At 69.8% G+C, this 15,112-nt stretch carries 13 protein-coding genes; 7 read left to right on the top strand and 6 right to left on the bottom strand.

The genetic code is table 11. The features are described from left to right. Positions 1–15: 15 nt before the first annotated feature. Genes ACFVIV_RS03155 through ACFVIV_RS03145 form a run of 3 tightly spaced genes read right to left on the bottom strand, consistent with a single transcriptional unit; the run spans position 16 to position 3,001 of the window. Positions 16–1,077, bottom strand: a complete 1,062-nt coding sequence (locus ACFVIV_RS03155; protein WP_379193128.1) for an AAA family ATPase — start codon at positions 1,075–1,077, stop codon at positions 16–18. A 26-nt stretch (positions 1,078–1,103) separates the two neighbouring features. Next, complete coding sequence (locus ACFVIV_RS03150; RefSeq protein WP_379193127.1) at positions 1,104–1,526, bottom strand: ribulose bisphosphate carboxylase small subunit; 423 nt, start codon at positions 1,524–1,526, stop codon at positions 1,104–1,106. 26 nt (positions 1,527–1,552) lie between these two features. Continuing rightward, on the bottom strand, positions 1,553–3,001 hold the full coding sequence (locus ACFVIV_RS03145; RefSeq protein ID WP_379193126.1) for a form I ribulose bisphosphate carboxylase large subunit: 1,449 nt from the start codon (positions 2,999–3,001) through the stop codon (positions 1,553–1,555). Between the two features lie 124 nt (positions 3,002–3,125). Between ACFVIV_RS03145 and ACFVIV_RS03140 the strand changes: the two genes are divergently transcribed. After that, positions 3,126–4,001: a LysR family transcriptional regulator gene (locus ACFVIV_RS03140; RefSeq protein ID WP_379193125.1), complete on the top strand. Its 876-nt coding sequence runs from the start codon at positions 3,126–3,128 to the stop codon at positions 3,999–4,001. Positions 4,002–4,035: 34 nt separating this feature from the next. Here the strand turns inward: ACFVIV_RS03140 and ACFVIV_RS03135 are convergent, their stop codons facing one another. Further along, a complete protein-coding gene (locus ACFVIV_RS03135; RefSeq protein ID WP_379193124.1) occupies positions 4,036–4,581 on the bottom strand; it encodes a PadR family transcriptional regulator in 546 nt (181 codons plus the stop codon). A gap of 46 nt (positions 4,582–4,627) precedes the next feature. Here ACFVIV_RS03135 and ACFVIV_RS03130 point away from each other — a divergent pair, with 46 nt between their 5' ends. Beyond that, entirely contained in the window at positions 4,628–5,194 is a 567-nt protein-coding gene (locus ACFVIV_RS03130; protein WP_379193123.1) for a peptide deformylase, read from the top strand. Between the two features lie 165 nt (positions 5,195–5,359). Here ACFVIV_RS03130 and dnaE read toward each other — a convergent pair whose 3' ends face one another. Continuing rightward, a complete protein-coding gene (dnaE, locus tag ACFVIV_RS03125; protein ID WP_379193122.1) occupies positions 5,360–8,899 on the bottom strand; it encodes a DNA polymerase III subunit alpha in 3,540 nt (1,179 codons plus the stop codon). A gap of 128 nt (positions 8,900–9,027) precedes the next feature. Here dnaE and ACFVIV_RS03120 point away from each other — a divergent pair, with 128 nt between their 5' ends. Further along, a complete protein-coding gene (locus ACFVIV_RS03120; protein ID WP_379193121.1) occupies positions 9,028–10,011 on the top strand; it encodes a LysR family transcriptional regulator in 984 nt (327 codons plus the stop codon). Between the two features lie 180 nt (positions 10,012–10,191). On the opposite strand, the gene ACFVIV_RS03115 is transcribed toward ACFVIV_RS03120, so the two are convergent. Beyond that, the gene (locus ACFVIV_RS03115; RefSeq protein ID WP_379193120.1) at positions 10,192–10,863 is read right to left on the bottom strand and encodes an ArsR/SmtB family transcription factor; all 672 of its coding nucleotides are present in this window, start codon (positions 10,861–10,863) and stop codon (positions 10,192–10,194) included. 117 nt (positions 10,864–10,980) lie between these two features. On the opposite strand from ACFVIV_RS03115, the gene ACFVIV_RS03110 reads away from it, so the two are divergent. The 4 genes from ACFVIV_RS03110 to ACFVIV_RS03095 all read left to right on the top strand — a co-directional run bounded on the left by ACFVIV_RS03110 (position 10,981) and on the right by ACFVIV_RS03095 (position 15,099). Continuing rightward, positions 10,981–12,255, top strand: coding sequence for an MFS transporter (locus ACFVIV_RS03110; RefSeq protein WP_379193119.1), 1,275 nt, complete (start codon positions 10,981–10,983; stop codon positions 12,253–12,255). Continuing rightward, a complete protein-coding gene (locus tag ACFVIV_RS03105) occupies positions 12,252–12,776 on the top strand; it encodes an HAD domain-containing protein (protein WP_379193118.1) in 525 nt (174 codons plus the stop codon). Before ACFVIV_RS03110 ends, ACFVIV_RS03105 begins: the two co-directional genes overlap by 4 nt. A gap of 82 nt (positions 12,777–12,858) precedes the next feature. Next, positions 12,859–14,619, top strand: a complete 1,761-nt coding sequence (locus tag ACFVIV_RS03100) for an MFS transporter (RefSeq protein ID WP_379193117.1) — start codon at positions 12,859–12,861, stop codon at positions 14,617–14,619. 27 nt (positions 14,620–14,646) lie between these two features. Next, positions 14,647–15,099: a MarR family winged helix-turn-helix transcriptional regulator gene (locus tag ACFVIV_RS03095; protein WP_379193116.1), complete on the top strand. Its 453-nt coding sequence runs from the start codon at positions 14,647–14,649 to the stop codon at positions 15,097–15,099. The last annotated feature ends 13 nt before the right edge of the window (positions 15,100–15,112 follow it).

Genomic DNA, 15,112 nt, shown 5'->3' with positions numbered 1-15,112 from the left:
GGCCCTCTCATTTCCTCATGGGGAGGCCCCTTCGGTCGGGGCCTGAGCGAACACACTGCTGCCGTAGACGTCGCCGCCGGTGAGGGTGATCAGATCGGTGCGGCTCAGCGGCCGGCCCAACTCGACCAGGCGTTTGGCCTGCCGCAGCCGGCAGCGGTCGAGGGCATTGCGCACACTGCGCGCATTGGCGAAACGCGGGCGCGCCATGCGCAGATCGAGATACTGGGCGAAGGCGCGGGTGGCGTCGTCGTCGAAACGGAAATTCTCCTGCGTCACCATGAGTTGGGCGATGGCCATCAGTTCGGCGTGGGTGTAGTCGGGGAATTCGATGTGGTGGGCCACCCGCGAGGACAGGCCCGGATTGGCGGAGAAGAAGGTCTCCATGCGATCGGGGTAGCCGGCGACGATGACCACCAGGCTGGTGCGCTCGTTCTCCATCTCCTGCAACAGGATCTCGATGACCTCCTGGCCGTAATCGCGTTCGTTCTCCGGCCGGAACAGGTAGTAGGCCTCGTCGATGAACAGCACACCGCCCGCCGCCTTGGCCAGGGCCTCCTTGGTCTTGGGGGCGGTGTGGCCGATGAACTGGCCGACCAGATCGTCACGGGTGACGGTGTGCACCATGGGTTTACGGATATAGCCGAGGGCGTGCAGCATCTGCGCCATGCGCAGCGCGACCGTGGTCTTGCCGGTGCCCGGGCCGCCGGTGAACGACATGTGCATGGTCGGGCGGGTGGCCTGCAGCCCGAAACGCCGGCGGGCGCGATCGATCAACAACAGGGCGGCGATTTCGCGCACCCGCCGCTTCACATTGGCCAAACCGACCAGTTCCGCATCGAGGCGGGTGAGCGTGTCCTCGACATCGCGGCCGGCGATGTCGGTGGACAGATCCAGCAGCGCGTCCGCGGCCAGGGGCCGGTGGTCGGCCGCCGCGTCCTCGGGTCGGGGATCCTCGGCGGCCGTACCGCGCGCCGGCGCGGGGCTCGTGGCTCCGGGCCGATGCATCTGGAACCCGTTGCCGGAGTGCCCGGTTGCAGGCGCCCGGGCACCCGGCGTCGCGGGGAATTCCGTGCTCACTGTAAACCTCGCACATCCGCGGCCGTTCAGCCGCCGTATCGTTCACCGGGGCGGGCATCGGTGGCGTAGGCGTGGAAACCGTAGCGCTGGCGGCGATCCTGGGACTCGGTGCGCTCGAGACGGAACCCCGGTTCGTGGGCCGGGCGCTGCACCAGGAAGCTCAACGCCGTGGTCTGGCGGGTGTAGGAGGCGTCGTAGGCGGTCACGCGAATGTAGTGGCGCGGGAACGTCGCCCGGCAGGCGTCGATCTCGGCGAGCACCCCGTCGGGCTCGTCGAGATCGAACAACGGCAGCCCCCACATCTCCCAGTACACATTGCGCGGATGCGGGTCCTCGGTGTACTCGATCGACACCGGCCAGTTGTTGAGCAGCGCGTAGCGCACCTGCGCGGCGATCTCGGCGTCGGTGAGCTCGGGCAGATGCGAGAAGGTGCCCTGACGCAGATACATGGCGATTCCCTGTCTTTCGGTGCGGGTCAGCGCGTGACGGTGGGCACGGCGTCGGGGGCGTCGGTGGAGGTGTAGTCGAAGCTGACATCACCCCACACATCCAGGGCCACCTCGAGCGGGCGGCACAGCTGCGCGGCCCGGCGCAGCGCATCGGGACCCTCTTTCAACAGATCGCGGCCTTCGTTGCGGGCCTTGACCACGGCCTCGAGGGCGACCCGGTTGGCTTCGGCGCCCGCGGCGATGCCCATGGGATGGCCGATGGTGCCGCCGCCGAACTGCAGGCACACATCGTCACCGAACAGATCCAGGAGTTGATGCATCTGCCCGGCGTGAATGCCACCCGAGGCCACCGGCAGCACACCCGGCAGGCTCGCCCAGTGCTGGTCGAAGAAGATGCCGTTGCGGGCATTGGCGGGAATGTGGTTGTCGCGCAACGTGTCGTAGAAGCCGCGCACCGTGTGCGGGTCGCCCTCGAGCTTGCCGATGACGGTGCCGGCGTGCAGATGATCCACCCCGATCAGCCGGCACCATTTGGCCAGCACCCGGAAACTCACCCCGTGCGTCTTCTGCCGCGTATAGGTGGAATGCCCCGCCCGATGCAGGTGCAGCAGCATCCCATTGCGCCGCGCCCACTTCGACATCGACTGCATGGCGGTGTAGCCGACGGTCAGGTCCATCATGATGATCACGCTGCCCAGCGATTTCGCGAACTCGGCGCGCTCGTACATGTCCTCCATGTCCGCGGCGGTGACATTGAGATAATGGCCCTTCAACTCGCCGGTGTCGGCGATGGCGCGGTTGACGCCCTCCATCGCGAACAGGTACCGGTCCCGCCAGCGCATGAACGGCTGGGAGTTGATGTTCTCGTCGTCCTTGGTGAAATCCAAACCGCCCTTGCACGCCTCGTACACCACGCGCCCGTAGTTGCGCGCGGACAACCCCAGTTTCGGTTTCACCGTCGCACCCAGCAGCGGCCGCCCGTATTTATTGAGATATTCCCTTTCCATCACGATTCCGTGCGGCGGGCCCTGAAAGGTCTTGACATAGGCCACCGGAATCCGCATATCCTCCAGCCGCAATGCCTGCAACGGTTTGAAACCGAAGACATTGCCGATCACCGAGGACGTCAGATTCGTGATCGACCCCTCCTCGAACAGGTCGAGATCGTAGGCCACATAGGCGAAGTACTCGCCCGCCCGGCCCGGCACCTCCTCCACGCGATAGCACTTGCCCTGGTAGCGGTCGTGCGCGGTCAACCGGTCGGTCCACACCACCGTCCAGGTGGCCGTGGAGGATTCGCCGGCCACCGCGGCCGAGGCCTCGATCGGATCCACCCCCGGCTGCGGGGTCACCCGGAACACCGCCAGCACATCGGTGTCGGTGGGCTGGTAGTCGGGCGCGTAATATCCCATCGACGCATACGACTGCACGCCCGGATCCCAGCGACCGCGTCCGCTGTTCTGATCGTCGGCCATCATTCCTCCTGCGAACCGGGTTGGGCCACTTGCGATTCCCAGGATGACGGCCGCGTTAACGACAAACAATTCGATTGTTCACCGACTCGCTCAACCATTTAGTCGGGTTTGCTACCGTCGATGGATGGGTAGCGTCAGCGCGGTCCGCATGGAAACATTCCTGGCCGTCGCCCGCCACTCCAGCATCCGCCGCGCCGCCGCCCAACTCCACATCACCGAGGCCGCCGCCTCCGCCGCGGTCGCCCACATCGAAAAACAGCTCGGCGCCAAACTCGTCACCAAATCCGGGCGCGGCATCGCCCTCACCGAGGCCGGGCGCGTCTACGCCGACTACTGCCGCAGCATCCTCGGATTGATGAAAGAAGCCCACGCCGCGGTGCGCGCCGCCGAAACCGGGCGGCTGCGCATCGGGGTGGTCGCCACCGCCGGGGAATACGTGCTGCTGCGGCTGCTGGCCTCCTTCCGCCACCGCTACCCCGACATCGAACTCGGGCTCTCGATCCAGCCGCGCGATGTGCTGTTCGTCGAATTGACCCACCACGAAACAGATCTCGTCGTCGCCGGCCGCCCACCGCGCGACGCCGGCCTGGTCACCCGGGCGCGCCGGCCCAGCCAGCTCGTCGTCGTGGGCGCGCCCGGACGCTGGCCCGATCCCGCCGAGGCCACCTGGCTGCTGCGCGGCAAGGGCTCGGGCACCCGCGACACCACCCTCGCGCTGTTCGACCGCCTGCAGATCCGCCCGCCCACCCTCACCCTGGGCACCCACGGCGCCGCGCTGGCCGCCGCGCGAGAAGGCCTGGGCGTCACCCTCATTCACTCCGACGCCATCGAAACCGACATCACCGGCAACAATCTGGAGATCCTGGCCGTGGACGGCACCCCGCTCAACCGGCCCTGGCACGCCGTCACCACCCGCACCCCCGCCCCCGCCGCGCGGCTGTTCCTGTCCCACATCACCGACCCGGCCCGCGTGGGCGACAAGGCATTTCGCGCCGCCTGACCCCATCCGGGCACACCACCGCCCGCGGACCGGGTCAGCGTGGCGGGCCGAGGTCGTCGATGCCGGCCAGCACCTTGTCGTGCCAGGCGATCTCGGCGTCGATGCGCATGCGGGCGTGCTCGACGATGAGATCGTCGGCCGCGCTCTGATCCGGCCAGCGGCGCTCGAGCTGATGGTCGATGCGCGAGGCGCGCGCCCGCAACGCGGCAATGCGGTCCTCGAGGTAGCCGCGCAACAGGTCCCGATCCAGATCGGCGCTCACCGCCAACGCCAGATCCACCGGATCCGGGCGCAGATCGACCTCGGTGAGCGCCTCGTCGCGCAGCGCGCGCAGTTCGCGCCGGCCCTCCTCGGTGATCTCGTAGACCGTGCGCGCCGGCAGCGCGCCGGGCTGCTCGGTGCGCAGCGGGCGGATCAGGCCCTCGTCGGCCAGGCGATGCAGGGCGCTGTAGAGCGAACCCGGTTTGACCCGCGACCACAGCTCCGCCCGATCCAGGCGGGCATCGCGGCGCAGCTGATGACCGTGCATCGGCCCGCGCTTGGCCAAGGCGGCGAGCAGGAACAGCCGAGTCTCATTCACAGCGCCTAGTCTGACACGACTACTCAATTTTGAGTACCCTGCTCGTATGGCTGTCCGACCGATCCTCATCGCCGGCGATCCCCGCCTGGCCACCCCCGCCGTCCCCGTCACCGTCTTCGACGCCGAGCTCGCCGCCCTCATCGACGACCTGTTCGACACCAACACCGCCGCCACCGGCGCGGGACTGGCCGCCAACCAGGTCGGCGACCCGCGTGCGGTGTTCGTCTATGACCTGCACGACCAGGGGGTGCGCCGCCGCGGCCACGTCCTCAACCCGGTGCTGGCAACCTCCCAGATCCCCGAAACCATGCCCGATCCCGACGACGACCTCGAAGGCTGCCTGTCGGTGCCCGAGCAATGGTTCCCCACCGGCCGCGCCGGCTGGGCCGCGGTCACCGGCGTCGACCTGCACGGCGAGCCGATCAGCGTCGAGGGCACCGGCTACTTCGCCCGCTGCCTGCAACACGAAACCGACCACCTGCGCGGGCACCTGTACCTGGACCGGCTCATCGGCCGCAACAAGCGCGCCGCCCGCAAGATGATCAAAGCCCAGGGCTGGACCGGGCCCGGCAACAGCTGGCTGCCGCGTGCCGACGCCGCGGTCCGCGACTGACCATCGCGCACCGAGCACTGGCCGCGGGGCCGGGACCGACCGGGCCGAGACCGGACCACCGACCGCGGCCGCGGCTCGGGGACCGCGTGCGAGAGCGCGATGCCGCGGTCACCGATCATGGACGGCGGCCCGGATCGGCTGCGGGAGCGGGATTCTCGCCCGCGCTCACGGGGTGAGGCAGCCGGGCCCGAGCAACGCTTTGAGCTCACCCATCAGCGCCGGGGACGAGGTGACCCGCCACCGCGGATCCACGGCGAGCAGGCGCGGTCCGGTGCGGGTGAGCAGCCGGATGCGGACCTGCGTCGCGCCGGGATGGCGTTGCAGGATCTCCCGCAGCGCGCCCACCGTGGGCCGGGTGCACGCGGGCACCGGAAGGGTCACCGTAACCGGTGCGGTGTGCGCCCCGGCCAGATCGGGCACGCTGACCCGGTCACCCAGCAACGACGAACGGCCCTCGCGCACACTGACTCTGGCCTCGATCCGCACGATCGCATCCTCGGTCAGCGTGGTGGCCGCGGCGGCGTAGGCGGCGGGAAAGAACAGGATCTCCGCCCCCGCCTCGAGGTCTTCCAGGCGCACGATGGCCCACGCCTCGCCCTTCTTGGTGACCCGGCGCTCGATCGCGGCCACGATCCCGCCCACCACCACCGTGCGCCCGTGCGCAATCGTATTGTCGCCCAACGCCCTCAGGCGGGTGTCGCACAGTGCCGCGAGCAGCGGCGCCACCCCGTCGAGGGGATGGCCGGACACGTACAGTCCCAGCATCTCGCGTTCGAACCCCAGGCGCTGGCGGTGGTCCCACTCGCGATCCGGGACCGGGATCTCGAGCACGGCCGCGGCCGGATCCGGATCGACGGTGTCGGTGGCGAACAGGTCGAATTGGCCGCGCGCGGCGGCCTTCTTGGTGGTCATCGCCGCCTCGATGGCCTCGGCGTGCACCGCCTCGAGCCCGGCGCGCGGGTGGCCGAGGGAATCGAACGCGCCCGCCTTGATCAAGGATTCGACCACCTTCCTGGTGCAGGCCACCGGCTCGGCCTTGGCCAGGAAGTCGGAGAAACCGGTGAACGCGCCACACTGTTCGCGCGCCCGGATAACGGCCTCCACCACCGGTTCCCCGATATTGCGGATCGCCCCGAGCCCGAAGCGGATATCGGATCCCGCACACGAGAAGGTGGCCGCCGAGGCGTTGACATCCGGGACCAGCACCCGGATCCCGCGTTTGCGGCAGTCGGCCAGATACAGCGCGGACTTGTCCTTGTCGTCGCCGACCGAGGTGAGCAGCGCCGCCATGAACTCGGCTGGATAATTGGCCTTCAGATAGGCGGTCCAATACATGACGAGGCTGTAGCCGGCGGCGTGGGACTTGTTGTAGGCGTAGCCGGCGAAGGGCAGCACCGCCTCCCACAGCGTGGTGATCGCCGCCTCGCTGTACCCGTTGCCCCGCATGCCGGTGCGGAAGTTCTCGAACTCCATGGCGAGGACTTCGGGCTTCTTCTTGCCCATGGCGCGGCGCAATAGATCGGCCTGACCGAGGGAGTACCCGGCCACCCGCTGCGCGATCTGCATGATCTGCTCCTGATAGACGATCAGCGCATAGGTTTCGGCGAGGATCTCGCGCAACGGTTCATCCAGTTCGGGATGGATGGGGGTGACCGCCTCGCGGGCGTTCTTGCGGTCGGCGTAGGCCCAGTGCGCGCCCACACCCATCGGGCCGGGCCGGTAGAGGGCATTGGAGGCCACCAGGTCGTTGAATTCGGTGGGCGCCATCCGCAGCAGCAGCTCCCGCATGCCCGCCGAATCCATCTGGAACACCCCGAGATTGTCCCCGCGCGCCAGCATCGCGTAGGTGGCGGCGTCATCGAGGGCCAGGGTGTCCAGATCGATGTCGAGGCCGCGGTTGGCGCGCACATTGTCGAGGCAGTCGCCGATCACCGTGAGCGTGCGCAGCCCGAGGAAATCCATCTTCAGCAGCCCGATGGCCTCACACGAGGGATAGTCCCAGCCGGTGATGATCGCGCCGTCCTGCGGGCGCCGCCACAGCGGCGCCACCTCCAGCAACGGCTCACTGGACAAAATGACCGCGCACGCGTGCACCCCCGCGCCGCGCACCATGCCTTCCAATCCCACGGCGGTGTCATAGATTTGGCGCACACTCGCATCGGCGTCCAGCAGTGCGCGCACCTCACCGGCCTCGCCGTACCGCTCGTGCGCGGGATCGGTGATGCCCGCGACCGGAATGTCCTTGGCGCCCACCGCGGGCGGCAGCGCCTTGGTGATCCGATCGGCCAGGGCGAAGCCGGGCTGCCCGAAATGCACGCGGGCCGCGTCCTTGATCGCCGCCTTGGTTTTGATGGTGCCGAAGGTGATGACCTGGGCGACCTTGTCCGCACCCCAGCGGTCGGTGGCGTAGCGGATCATCTCCCCGCGACGGCGATCATCGAAATCGATGTCGATATCCGGCGCCGAGGGCCGCTCGGGATTGAGGAACCGCTCGAACAGCAGCCCGTGGGCGATCGGATCGATATTGGTGATCGCCAGCGCATACGCCACCAGCGAGCCCGCCGCCGACCCGCGCCCCGGACCCACCCGGATCCCCACGCGGCGCGCATGCGCCACCAGATCGCCGACGACCAGGAAATAGGCGGGAAAACCCTTGTCGCGGATGATGTCGAGCTCGTAGTCGGCGCGGCGCCGGTAACTGTCGGGCACCCCGCCGGGCAGCCGCCAGCGCAGGCCCGCCGCCACTTCGCGGCGCAGCCAGCTGTCCTGGGTGTGCCCGTGCGGGACCGGGAACACCGGCATGCGGTCACGGAAAGCCCAGACCTCGTCATAGGGTTCGACGCGTTCGGCGACCGCGAGAGTGGCATCGCAGGCGCCGGGCACCTCGCCGTCGAACAGCGCCCGCATCTGCGCCGCCGATTTCAGGTAGTAGCCGTCACCGTCGAAGCGGAACCGCGCCGGATCGGTCAGCGTCCTACCGGTCTGCACACACAACATGGCCTCGTGCGCGGCGGCCTGCTCGCGCAGCACATAGTGACAGTCGTTGGTGGCCAACGGGGTCAGCCCCACCCGGCGGCCCACCGCCAGCAGCTCCTCGCGCACGCGCCGCTCGATGCTCAGCCCGTGATCCATCACCTCGAGAAAGAAGTTCTCCGGGCCGAAGATGTCGCGCCAGCGCGCCGCGGCCGCACAGGCCGCCTCGAATTGGCCCAGCCGCAACCGGGTCTGCACCTCCCCCGACGGGCAGCCCGTGGTCGCGATGATGCCCTCGGCATGGGCGGCGATCAGCTCCGCGTCCATGCGCGGCCACTTGCCCAGCTGCCCCTCGAACGAGGCCAGCGACGACAGCCGGAACAGATTGCGCAGGCCCGCAGCGTTTCTGGCGAGCATCGTCATGTGCAGGTAGGCGCCCGAACCCGACACATCATCGGCCTTCTGCGACCGATCGCCCCAGAACACGCGCTCGGCCGAGAACCGTGACCCCGGTGCGATGTAGGCCTCGATGCCGATGATCGGCGTGATCCCGCAGCGCTGCGCGGCCCGGAAGAACTCCGCCGCACCGTACATATTGCCGTGATCGGTCATCGCGACCGCCGGCATGCCCAGGCGTTCGGCCTCGGCGAACAACGGCGCGACCTTCGCCATCCCGTCGAGCATCGAATACTCGGTGTGGTTGTGCAGATGCACGAACGACGCGCCTGTCATCGGATCACCTGTGCCCTGAATCGGATTGCTGCCATGGATATTTCGGCAACATCCGACCAGCTGCCGGCGCGCGCGTCGAACAATCGACACGCTAGGGTGCACAACCGATGGTTGTATCCGGAGGAGTGATGACAGAGCTCGACCTGGCCGCGGTGCGCGCCTTCGTCGCCGCGGTCGACGAACAACAATTCAGCCTCGCCGCCGACCTGCTCGGCCTCAGCCAGCAAGCGGTGTCCAAACGCATCGCCCGACTGGAAAACCAGCTCGGCACCACACTGTTCGACCGCCGGCGCGGCGGGGTCACCCCCACCCCCGCCGGAGCCCGGCTGCTGCCGCACGCGCGCGCACTGCTGGCCCTGGCCGACACCGCGCTCGCCGCGGTGCGCGACAACCCCGGGCCGCTGCGCATCGCCGTCCTCGGGGAACGGCAGGCCGAAATGCAGTCGCTGCGGTTCTACCTCGACCGCCACCGCGGCGCCGACACCGAGATCATCCTGTCCACCGCCTTCCACACCTCCCGCGACGCCCTGCTGGGCGGTCGCGCCGACGCCGCCTTCGCCCGCGCCCACGGCGGCCCCCGGCCCCTACCCGAGCACATCGGCGCCGTCGCCGCCTACGTCGATCCGCTGCACCTGCTGGTCGGCAAGGACCATCCCCTGGCCGGGGCCGCCGCGGTCACCCTCACCGAACTGCGCCGATACACGGTGTGGGTGCCCGGCGCGGCCGTGCCCTCGGAATGGAGCGACTACTACCGCGACCTCAGCGCCCACACCGGCCTGGCCATCGACACCCGCCCGCGCCCGGCCGCCTTCGCCCACACCGACACCTCCCGCGGGCCCGCACCGATCGAAACGCTGCTCGACCACATCGCGGCCTCCGACACCCTGGCCACCCTCAGCGGCGACGGCGTCCGAGCACCCTGGCACCCGCACATCCGGCGCGTGCCGCTCGTCGACCCCACCCCCGCCTACCCGCACGCGCTGCTGTGGGACACCACCAACACCCACCCCGGGCTCGCACCGCTCATCGCCCATTTCCGCGACACCTACAACAGCGACATCGCCGCCGACTGCTGGATTCCCCCCGCCGACCGGCCATTGTTCCTGCACTGAGCCGCGCCGCCCCCGAACCAGCGGCAATCGGCCCCGCAGCGGCCGGGTCGTCGTGGCGGCAGCGCCTCTGCTGCCGCGGTGGAGCCCTAACGTTTGCTGCCGCGGCAGAGGCTCTCGGGCGCGTGATTCGACCAGGCCGCCGGCCTCGTGGGTCTGCAGGTTCGCCGAGGCGGTGGTGCTCTAGGTTGCGGCGGAAGCGCCTTCGACCGGCAGACCGGCCAGCGCCCATTCGAGCATGCCCTCGTCGAGACGTTTCACCGTGTGCCCGGCCTGCGCGGCGATCCGGATTGCATCCGGTGCCATCACGCAGTACGCGCCACGGCAGTAGGCGACGATCTCGCGATCGGCGGGCAGATCGGCCAGGCGCGTGGACAATTCGGTGAGGGGGACATTGATGGCGCCGGGGATGTGGCCGGCGTCGAACTCCTCGCGCGGGCGCACATCGATGAGGGTGATCTCGCCGGCGTCGCGGCGGCGCATCAGCTCCTCACGGGTGATGGCCGAATCGGGCGAACCCAGCACGTCGGCGGCGGTCGCGGCCACGGCCGCCAGATGAGCGCGGGCGACGGCGTGGACCTGGGCGTAGAGGCGGGCCACGTCCGGACCGGCGAGCCGGTAGTACTGGCGGGTGCCGTCGCGGCGGGACTCGACCAGGCCGCCGGCTTTGAGGGTCTGCAGGTTCGCCGAGGCGGTGGTCAGGTTCATTCCCGTTGCCGTGGCGATGGATTCGACGCTGCGCTCACCCTGGGCGAGCAGATCCAGGATCCGCAGGCGGCGGCCATTGCCCAGCGCCTTGCCGACGCGGGCGATCTCGTCGAAGAGGGCGGCCTCGAGGCCGGGACGCTCCTGCACGCTTGCTTCTCCCCTGGTGCCTGGAATAGCTTATTCCAAAGTTCTTTGGAATAGCGTAGAACATCCCGGCGCTGTTCGCCCGCGCCGATGGCTCCCCGTGTCAGCGAAAGAAACTCCGTGTCCAGCACCGCAAGCCCCACCACCGCCCGCACCGCACCCGATGCCGCCCGGGCACAACGGCGCATCCTGACCGTTCTGGTCTCCGCGCAGATCCTCAGCGGCGCCGGCCTGGCCGCGGGCATCACCGTCGGCGCCCTGCTCGCCCAGGACATACTCGGCTCCACCGGCCTGGCCGGACTGCCCAGCGGGTTGTTCACCGCCGGATCCGCGGTCGCCGCCATCGCCGTCGGCCGCCTCTCCCAGCGCCGCGGCCGCCGCCCCGGCCTGGCCGCCGGCTATCTCACCGGCGCGCTCGGCAGCCTCGGCGTGATCGCCGCCGCCGTCCTGGACAACCCGCCGCTGCTGTTTGCGGCCCTGTTCGTCTACGGCGCGGGCACCGCCACCAACCTGCAGGCCCGCTACGCCGGCGCCGATCTGGCCACCGCCTCCCACCGCGGCCGCGCCGTGTCCACCGTCCTGGTCGCCACCACCCTCGGCGGCGTCGTCGGCCCGAATCTCGCCGCCCCCACCGGTGCTCTCGCCGAAACCCTCGGCATCCCGCATCTGGCCGGCCCGTTCCTGCTCGCCGCCCTCGCCTACGCCCTGGCCGCCCTCGTGCTGGCCGTGTGGCTGCGCCCCGACCCGCTGCTGCTGGCCCGCGCTCTCGGCGACACCGGCACCCCGGCAGCATCCGGGACCGCCCCCGAACCCGACCGCACCGAGGGCTCCGAAAAGGGTGTCGCCGTCGGCGGTCTGGTGATGGCGCTGACCCAATTGGTCATGGTCGCGATCATGACCATGACCCCGGTCCACATGCACGACCACGGCCACGGCACCGCCGCCGCCGGCCTGGTGATCGCCATCCACGTCGCCGCCATGTACCTGCCCTCACCCCTGACCGGCTGGCTCGTCGACCGCCACGGCCGCCTGCCCGTGGCCGCCGCCTCCGGCGTCACCCTGCTGGCCGCCGGTGCCCTCGCCGCGGCCGCCCCCGCCGACTCGGTCGTCCTGCTCGCCGCCGCCCTGGCCCTGCTCGGCCTGGGCTGGAACCTCGGCCTCGTCGCCGGCACCGCCATCATCACCGACACCGTCCCCCTGGCCACCCGCGCCAAAACCCAAGGCGCGGTCGACGTCTCCATCGCCCTCGCCGGCGCCACCGGCGGCATGGGCTCGGGCCTGCTGGTCGCCGCCGCCAGCTACCCCGTCCTCGCCCTGGCCGGCGGCCTCCTCGCCGTCGCGGTCGTCCCCCTCGCCGCCCTCGCCAACCGCCCCCGCGCGGAAAAGACACGATGACCCATGCCCCGCCCGCGCCGCTGCTGTTCCTCGACATCGACGGACCGCTGATCCCGTTCGGCGCGGCACGCGGGCCGCGCCTGGGCGCCGCGCCGCTGCTCGAACCACCCGCCGGGGCCAATCCGCTTGCGGCCCGGCTCGATCCCGGCCTCGGCCCGCTGCTGACGGCGCTGCCCTGCGAGCTGGTGTGGGCCACGACCTGGATGGACGAGGCCAACCATACGGTGGGGCCGATGCTGGGCCTGCCCACGCTGGCGGTGGTGCAGTGGCCCGATCGGCCCGACGATCGCGTCGACGCGTGGTTCGGATTGCATTGGAAGACCCGCACAGTGGTCGACTGGGCCGCCGGGCGCGCCTTCGTGTGGATCGACGACGAGATCGGTGCGGGTGATCGCGACTGGGTGAGCGACCATCACGAGGGGCGGGCGCTGCTGTATCGCGTCGATCCGCGGATCGGACTGCGTCCCGGTGACCTCGCCGCGGTCGCCGCGTGGCTGTGCGCGCCGGATGACGGCCGGTGAAGGGGATCACTCCCGGTTGGTTAGTTAGCAACATGCAACTATATTGAGGCGTTGTTCTGATCGCTCGATTCCGGGAGGCGAGATGGCCTCGGCTGTTGCTGATCTCGATCGTGGGGATGTTGGGACGATTCGCCGGCGGTTGCGGGTGGATCGTGAGCATCCGCGGTACAAGTGGGTGGCGTTGTCCAACACCACGCTGGGGATGCTCATGGTGACGATCAATTCCTCGATCGTGATCATCTCGCTGCCCGCCATTTTCCGGGGGATTCACCTCAATCCCCTGGCGGCGGGGAACGTGGGGTATCTGCTGTGGCTGCTGATGGGGTTTCTGCTGGTGTCGGCGGTGCTTGTGGTGCTGTTCGGGCGGCTGGGGGACATGTACGGGCGGGTGCGGATCTACAACCTGGGGTTCGTGGTGTTCGCGGGGTCGGCGGTGGCGTTGTCGTTCGTGCCCTTCGATCGCGGGGGCGCGGCGTTGTGGCTGATCGGGTGGCGGCTGGTGCAAGGGATCGGCGGGGCCATGTTGATGGCGAATGCGGCGGCGATTCTCACCGACGCGTTCCCGATCGAGCGGCGCGGGTTCGCACTCGGGATCAATCAGGTGGCGGCGGTGGCGGGGACGTTCCTGGGCCTGGTCATCGGCGGGCTGCTCTCGGAATGGCAGTGGAAAGCGGTGTTCTGGGTGAGCGTGCCGTTCGCGGTACTGGGGGCGGTGTGGTCGTATCGGTCGCTGCACGATGTCGGCACCCGCACACCGGGGAGGCTGGACTGGCCGGGCACGCTCACCTTCGCGCTGGGGCTGACCGCGCTGCTGACCGGCATCACCTACGGGATCCAGCCCTACGGGGACGCCAACGGGTGGACCAATCCGTGGGTGATCGGTGCGGTCGCAGGCGGATTCGCGCTGCTGGCACTGTTCTGCTGGATCGAGACGCGGGTGGCGGCGCCGATGTTCGAGCTGTCGCTGTTTCGCCGCCGCGCGTTCGGGCTGGGGAACCTGGCGGGGTTGATGGCCTCGATCGGGCGCGGCGGGCTGCAGTTCATGCTGATCGTGTGGTTGCAGGGGATCTGGCTGCCGCTGCACGGCTACGACTTCGAGGTCACCCCGCTGTGGGCGGGAATCTACCTGCTGCCGTTGACGATCGGCTTCCTGGCCGCGGGCCCGGTGTCGGGCTGGCTGTCGGATCGCTACGGCGCGCGCTCGTTCGCGACCGCGGGCATGCTCCTCGTCGCGGCCACGTTCGTGCTGCTGGTGGTGATCCCGGTCGATTTCGACTATTGGGTGTTCGCGGGCATCGTGCTGCTCAACGGCCTGGGCTCGGGCATGTTCACCTCCCCCAATACCGCCGAGGTGATGAACAGCGTCCCGGCCGCCCAGCGCGGGGTGGCCTCCGGTATTCGCGCCACCCTGCTCAACGGCGGCATGGCGCTGTCGATGGGAATCTTCTTCTCCCTCATGGTCATCGGCCTGTCGGGCCCGCTGCCCGAGGCCATGGACTCCGGCCTGCGGGCGCAGGGCGTGCCCGCGGCGGTCGCCGAACAGGCGGCCGGGCTGCCGCCGGTGGGCAGCCTGTTCGCCGCGTTCCTGGGCTACAACCCGATCGAGGAGCTGCTGGGCCCCAGCGGCGCGCTCACCCAGCCGGGCGTGCACACCGAGACCCTCACCGGTCAGGAGTTCTTCCCCCACTTGATCTCCGGGCCCTTCCACGCCGGACTGGTGGTCGTGTTCCTCGGCGCCGCGATTATGATGCTGATCGGCGCGGTGGCCTCGTGGTTCGCCGGCAGCGGCCCCGCCCACGACGAATCCGCCGAACTGCGCGCCGCCGACCGCGCGGGGATCTGACCCGACAACCAGGAGGCACGGCATCCGATGAGCTCGAAGGCCGCCAGCGTCGCCGACACCGACCAGCTCGGCGCGGCCGCCGAGCTGTATCACACGATCGGCCGGCTGCTGCGGCTGTTGCGGCACTCCGGTGATCTGGGTGCGCTCAGCCCGGGCGCGGCCTCCGCGCTGGCGTCGCTGGCGCGCTCGGGGCCGATGCGCCTGGGCGATCTCGCCAACATCGAGCGGGTCAGCGCCCCGACCATGTCGCGGGTGGTGACGAGCCTGGAAAAGGGCGGCTACATCGTGCGCGACGCCGATCCCGAAGACGGTCGCGCACAACTGCTCTCGGCCACCCCGAGCGCCCACGACCTGGTCACCGGGCTCACCTCCGCGCGCATCCAGCGCTTCGCCGCCGCCATGGCCCATCTCGACGACCAGCAGCGCGAGACGTTGCTGTCCTCGCTCGAGACGCTCATCGACGCCCTCGACCAGGGATAGCGACGAGGGCTGG

Source organism: Nocardia sp. NPDC127526, from assembly GCF_042672265.1.
GTDB lineage: Bacteria > Actinomycetota > Actinomycetes > Mycobacteriales > Mycobacteriaceae > Nocardia.
Note: the sequence above shows the minus strand (reverse complement) of the source record. Positions and strands in the feature narration are given on the sequence as shown.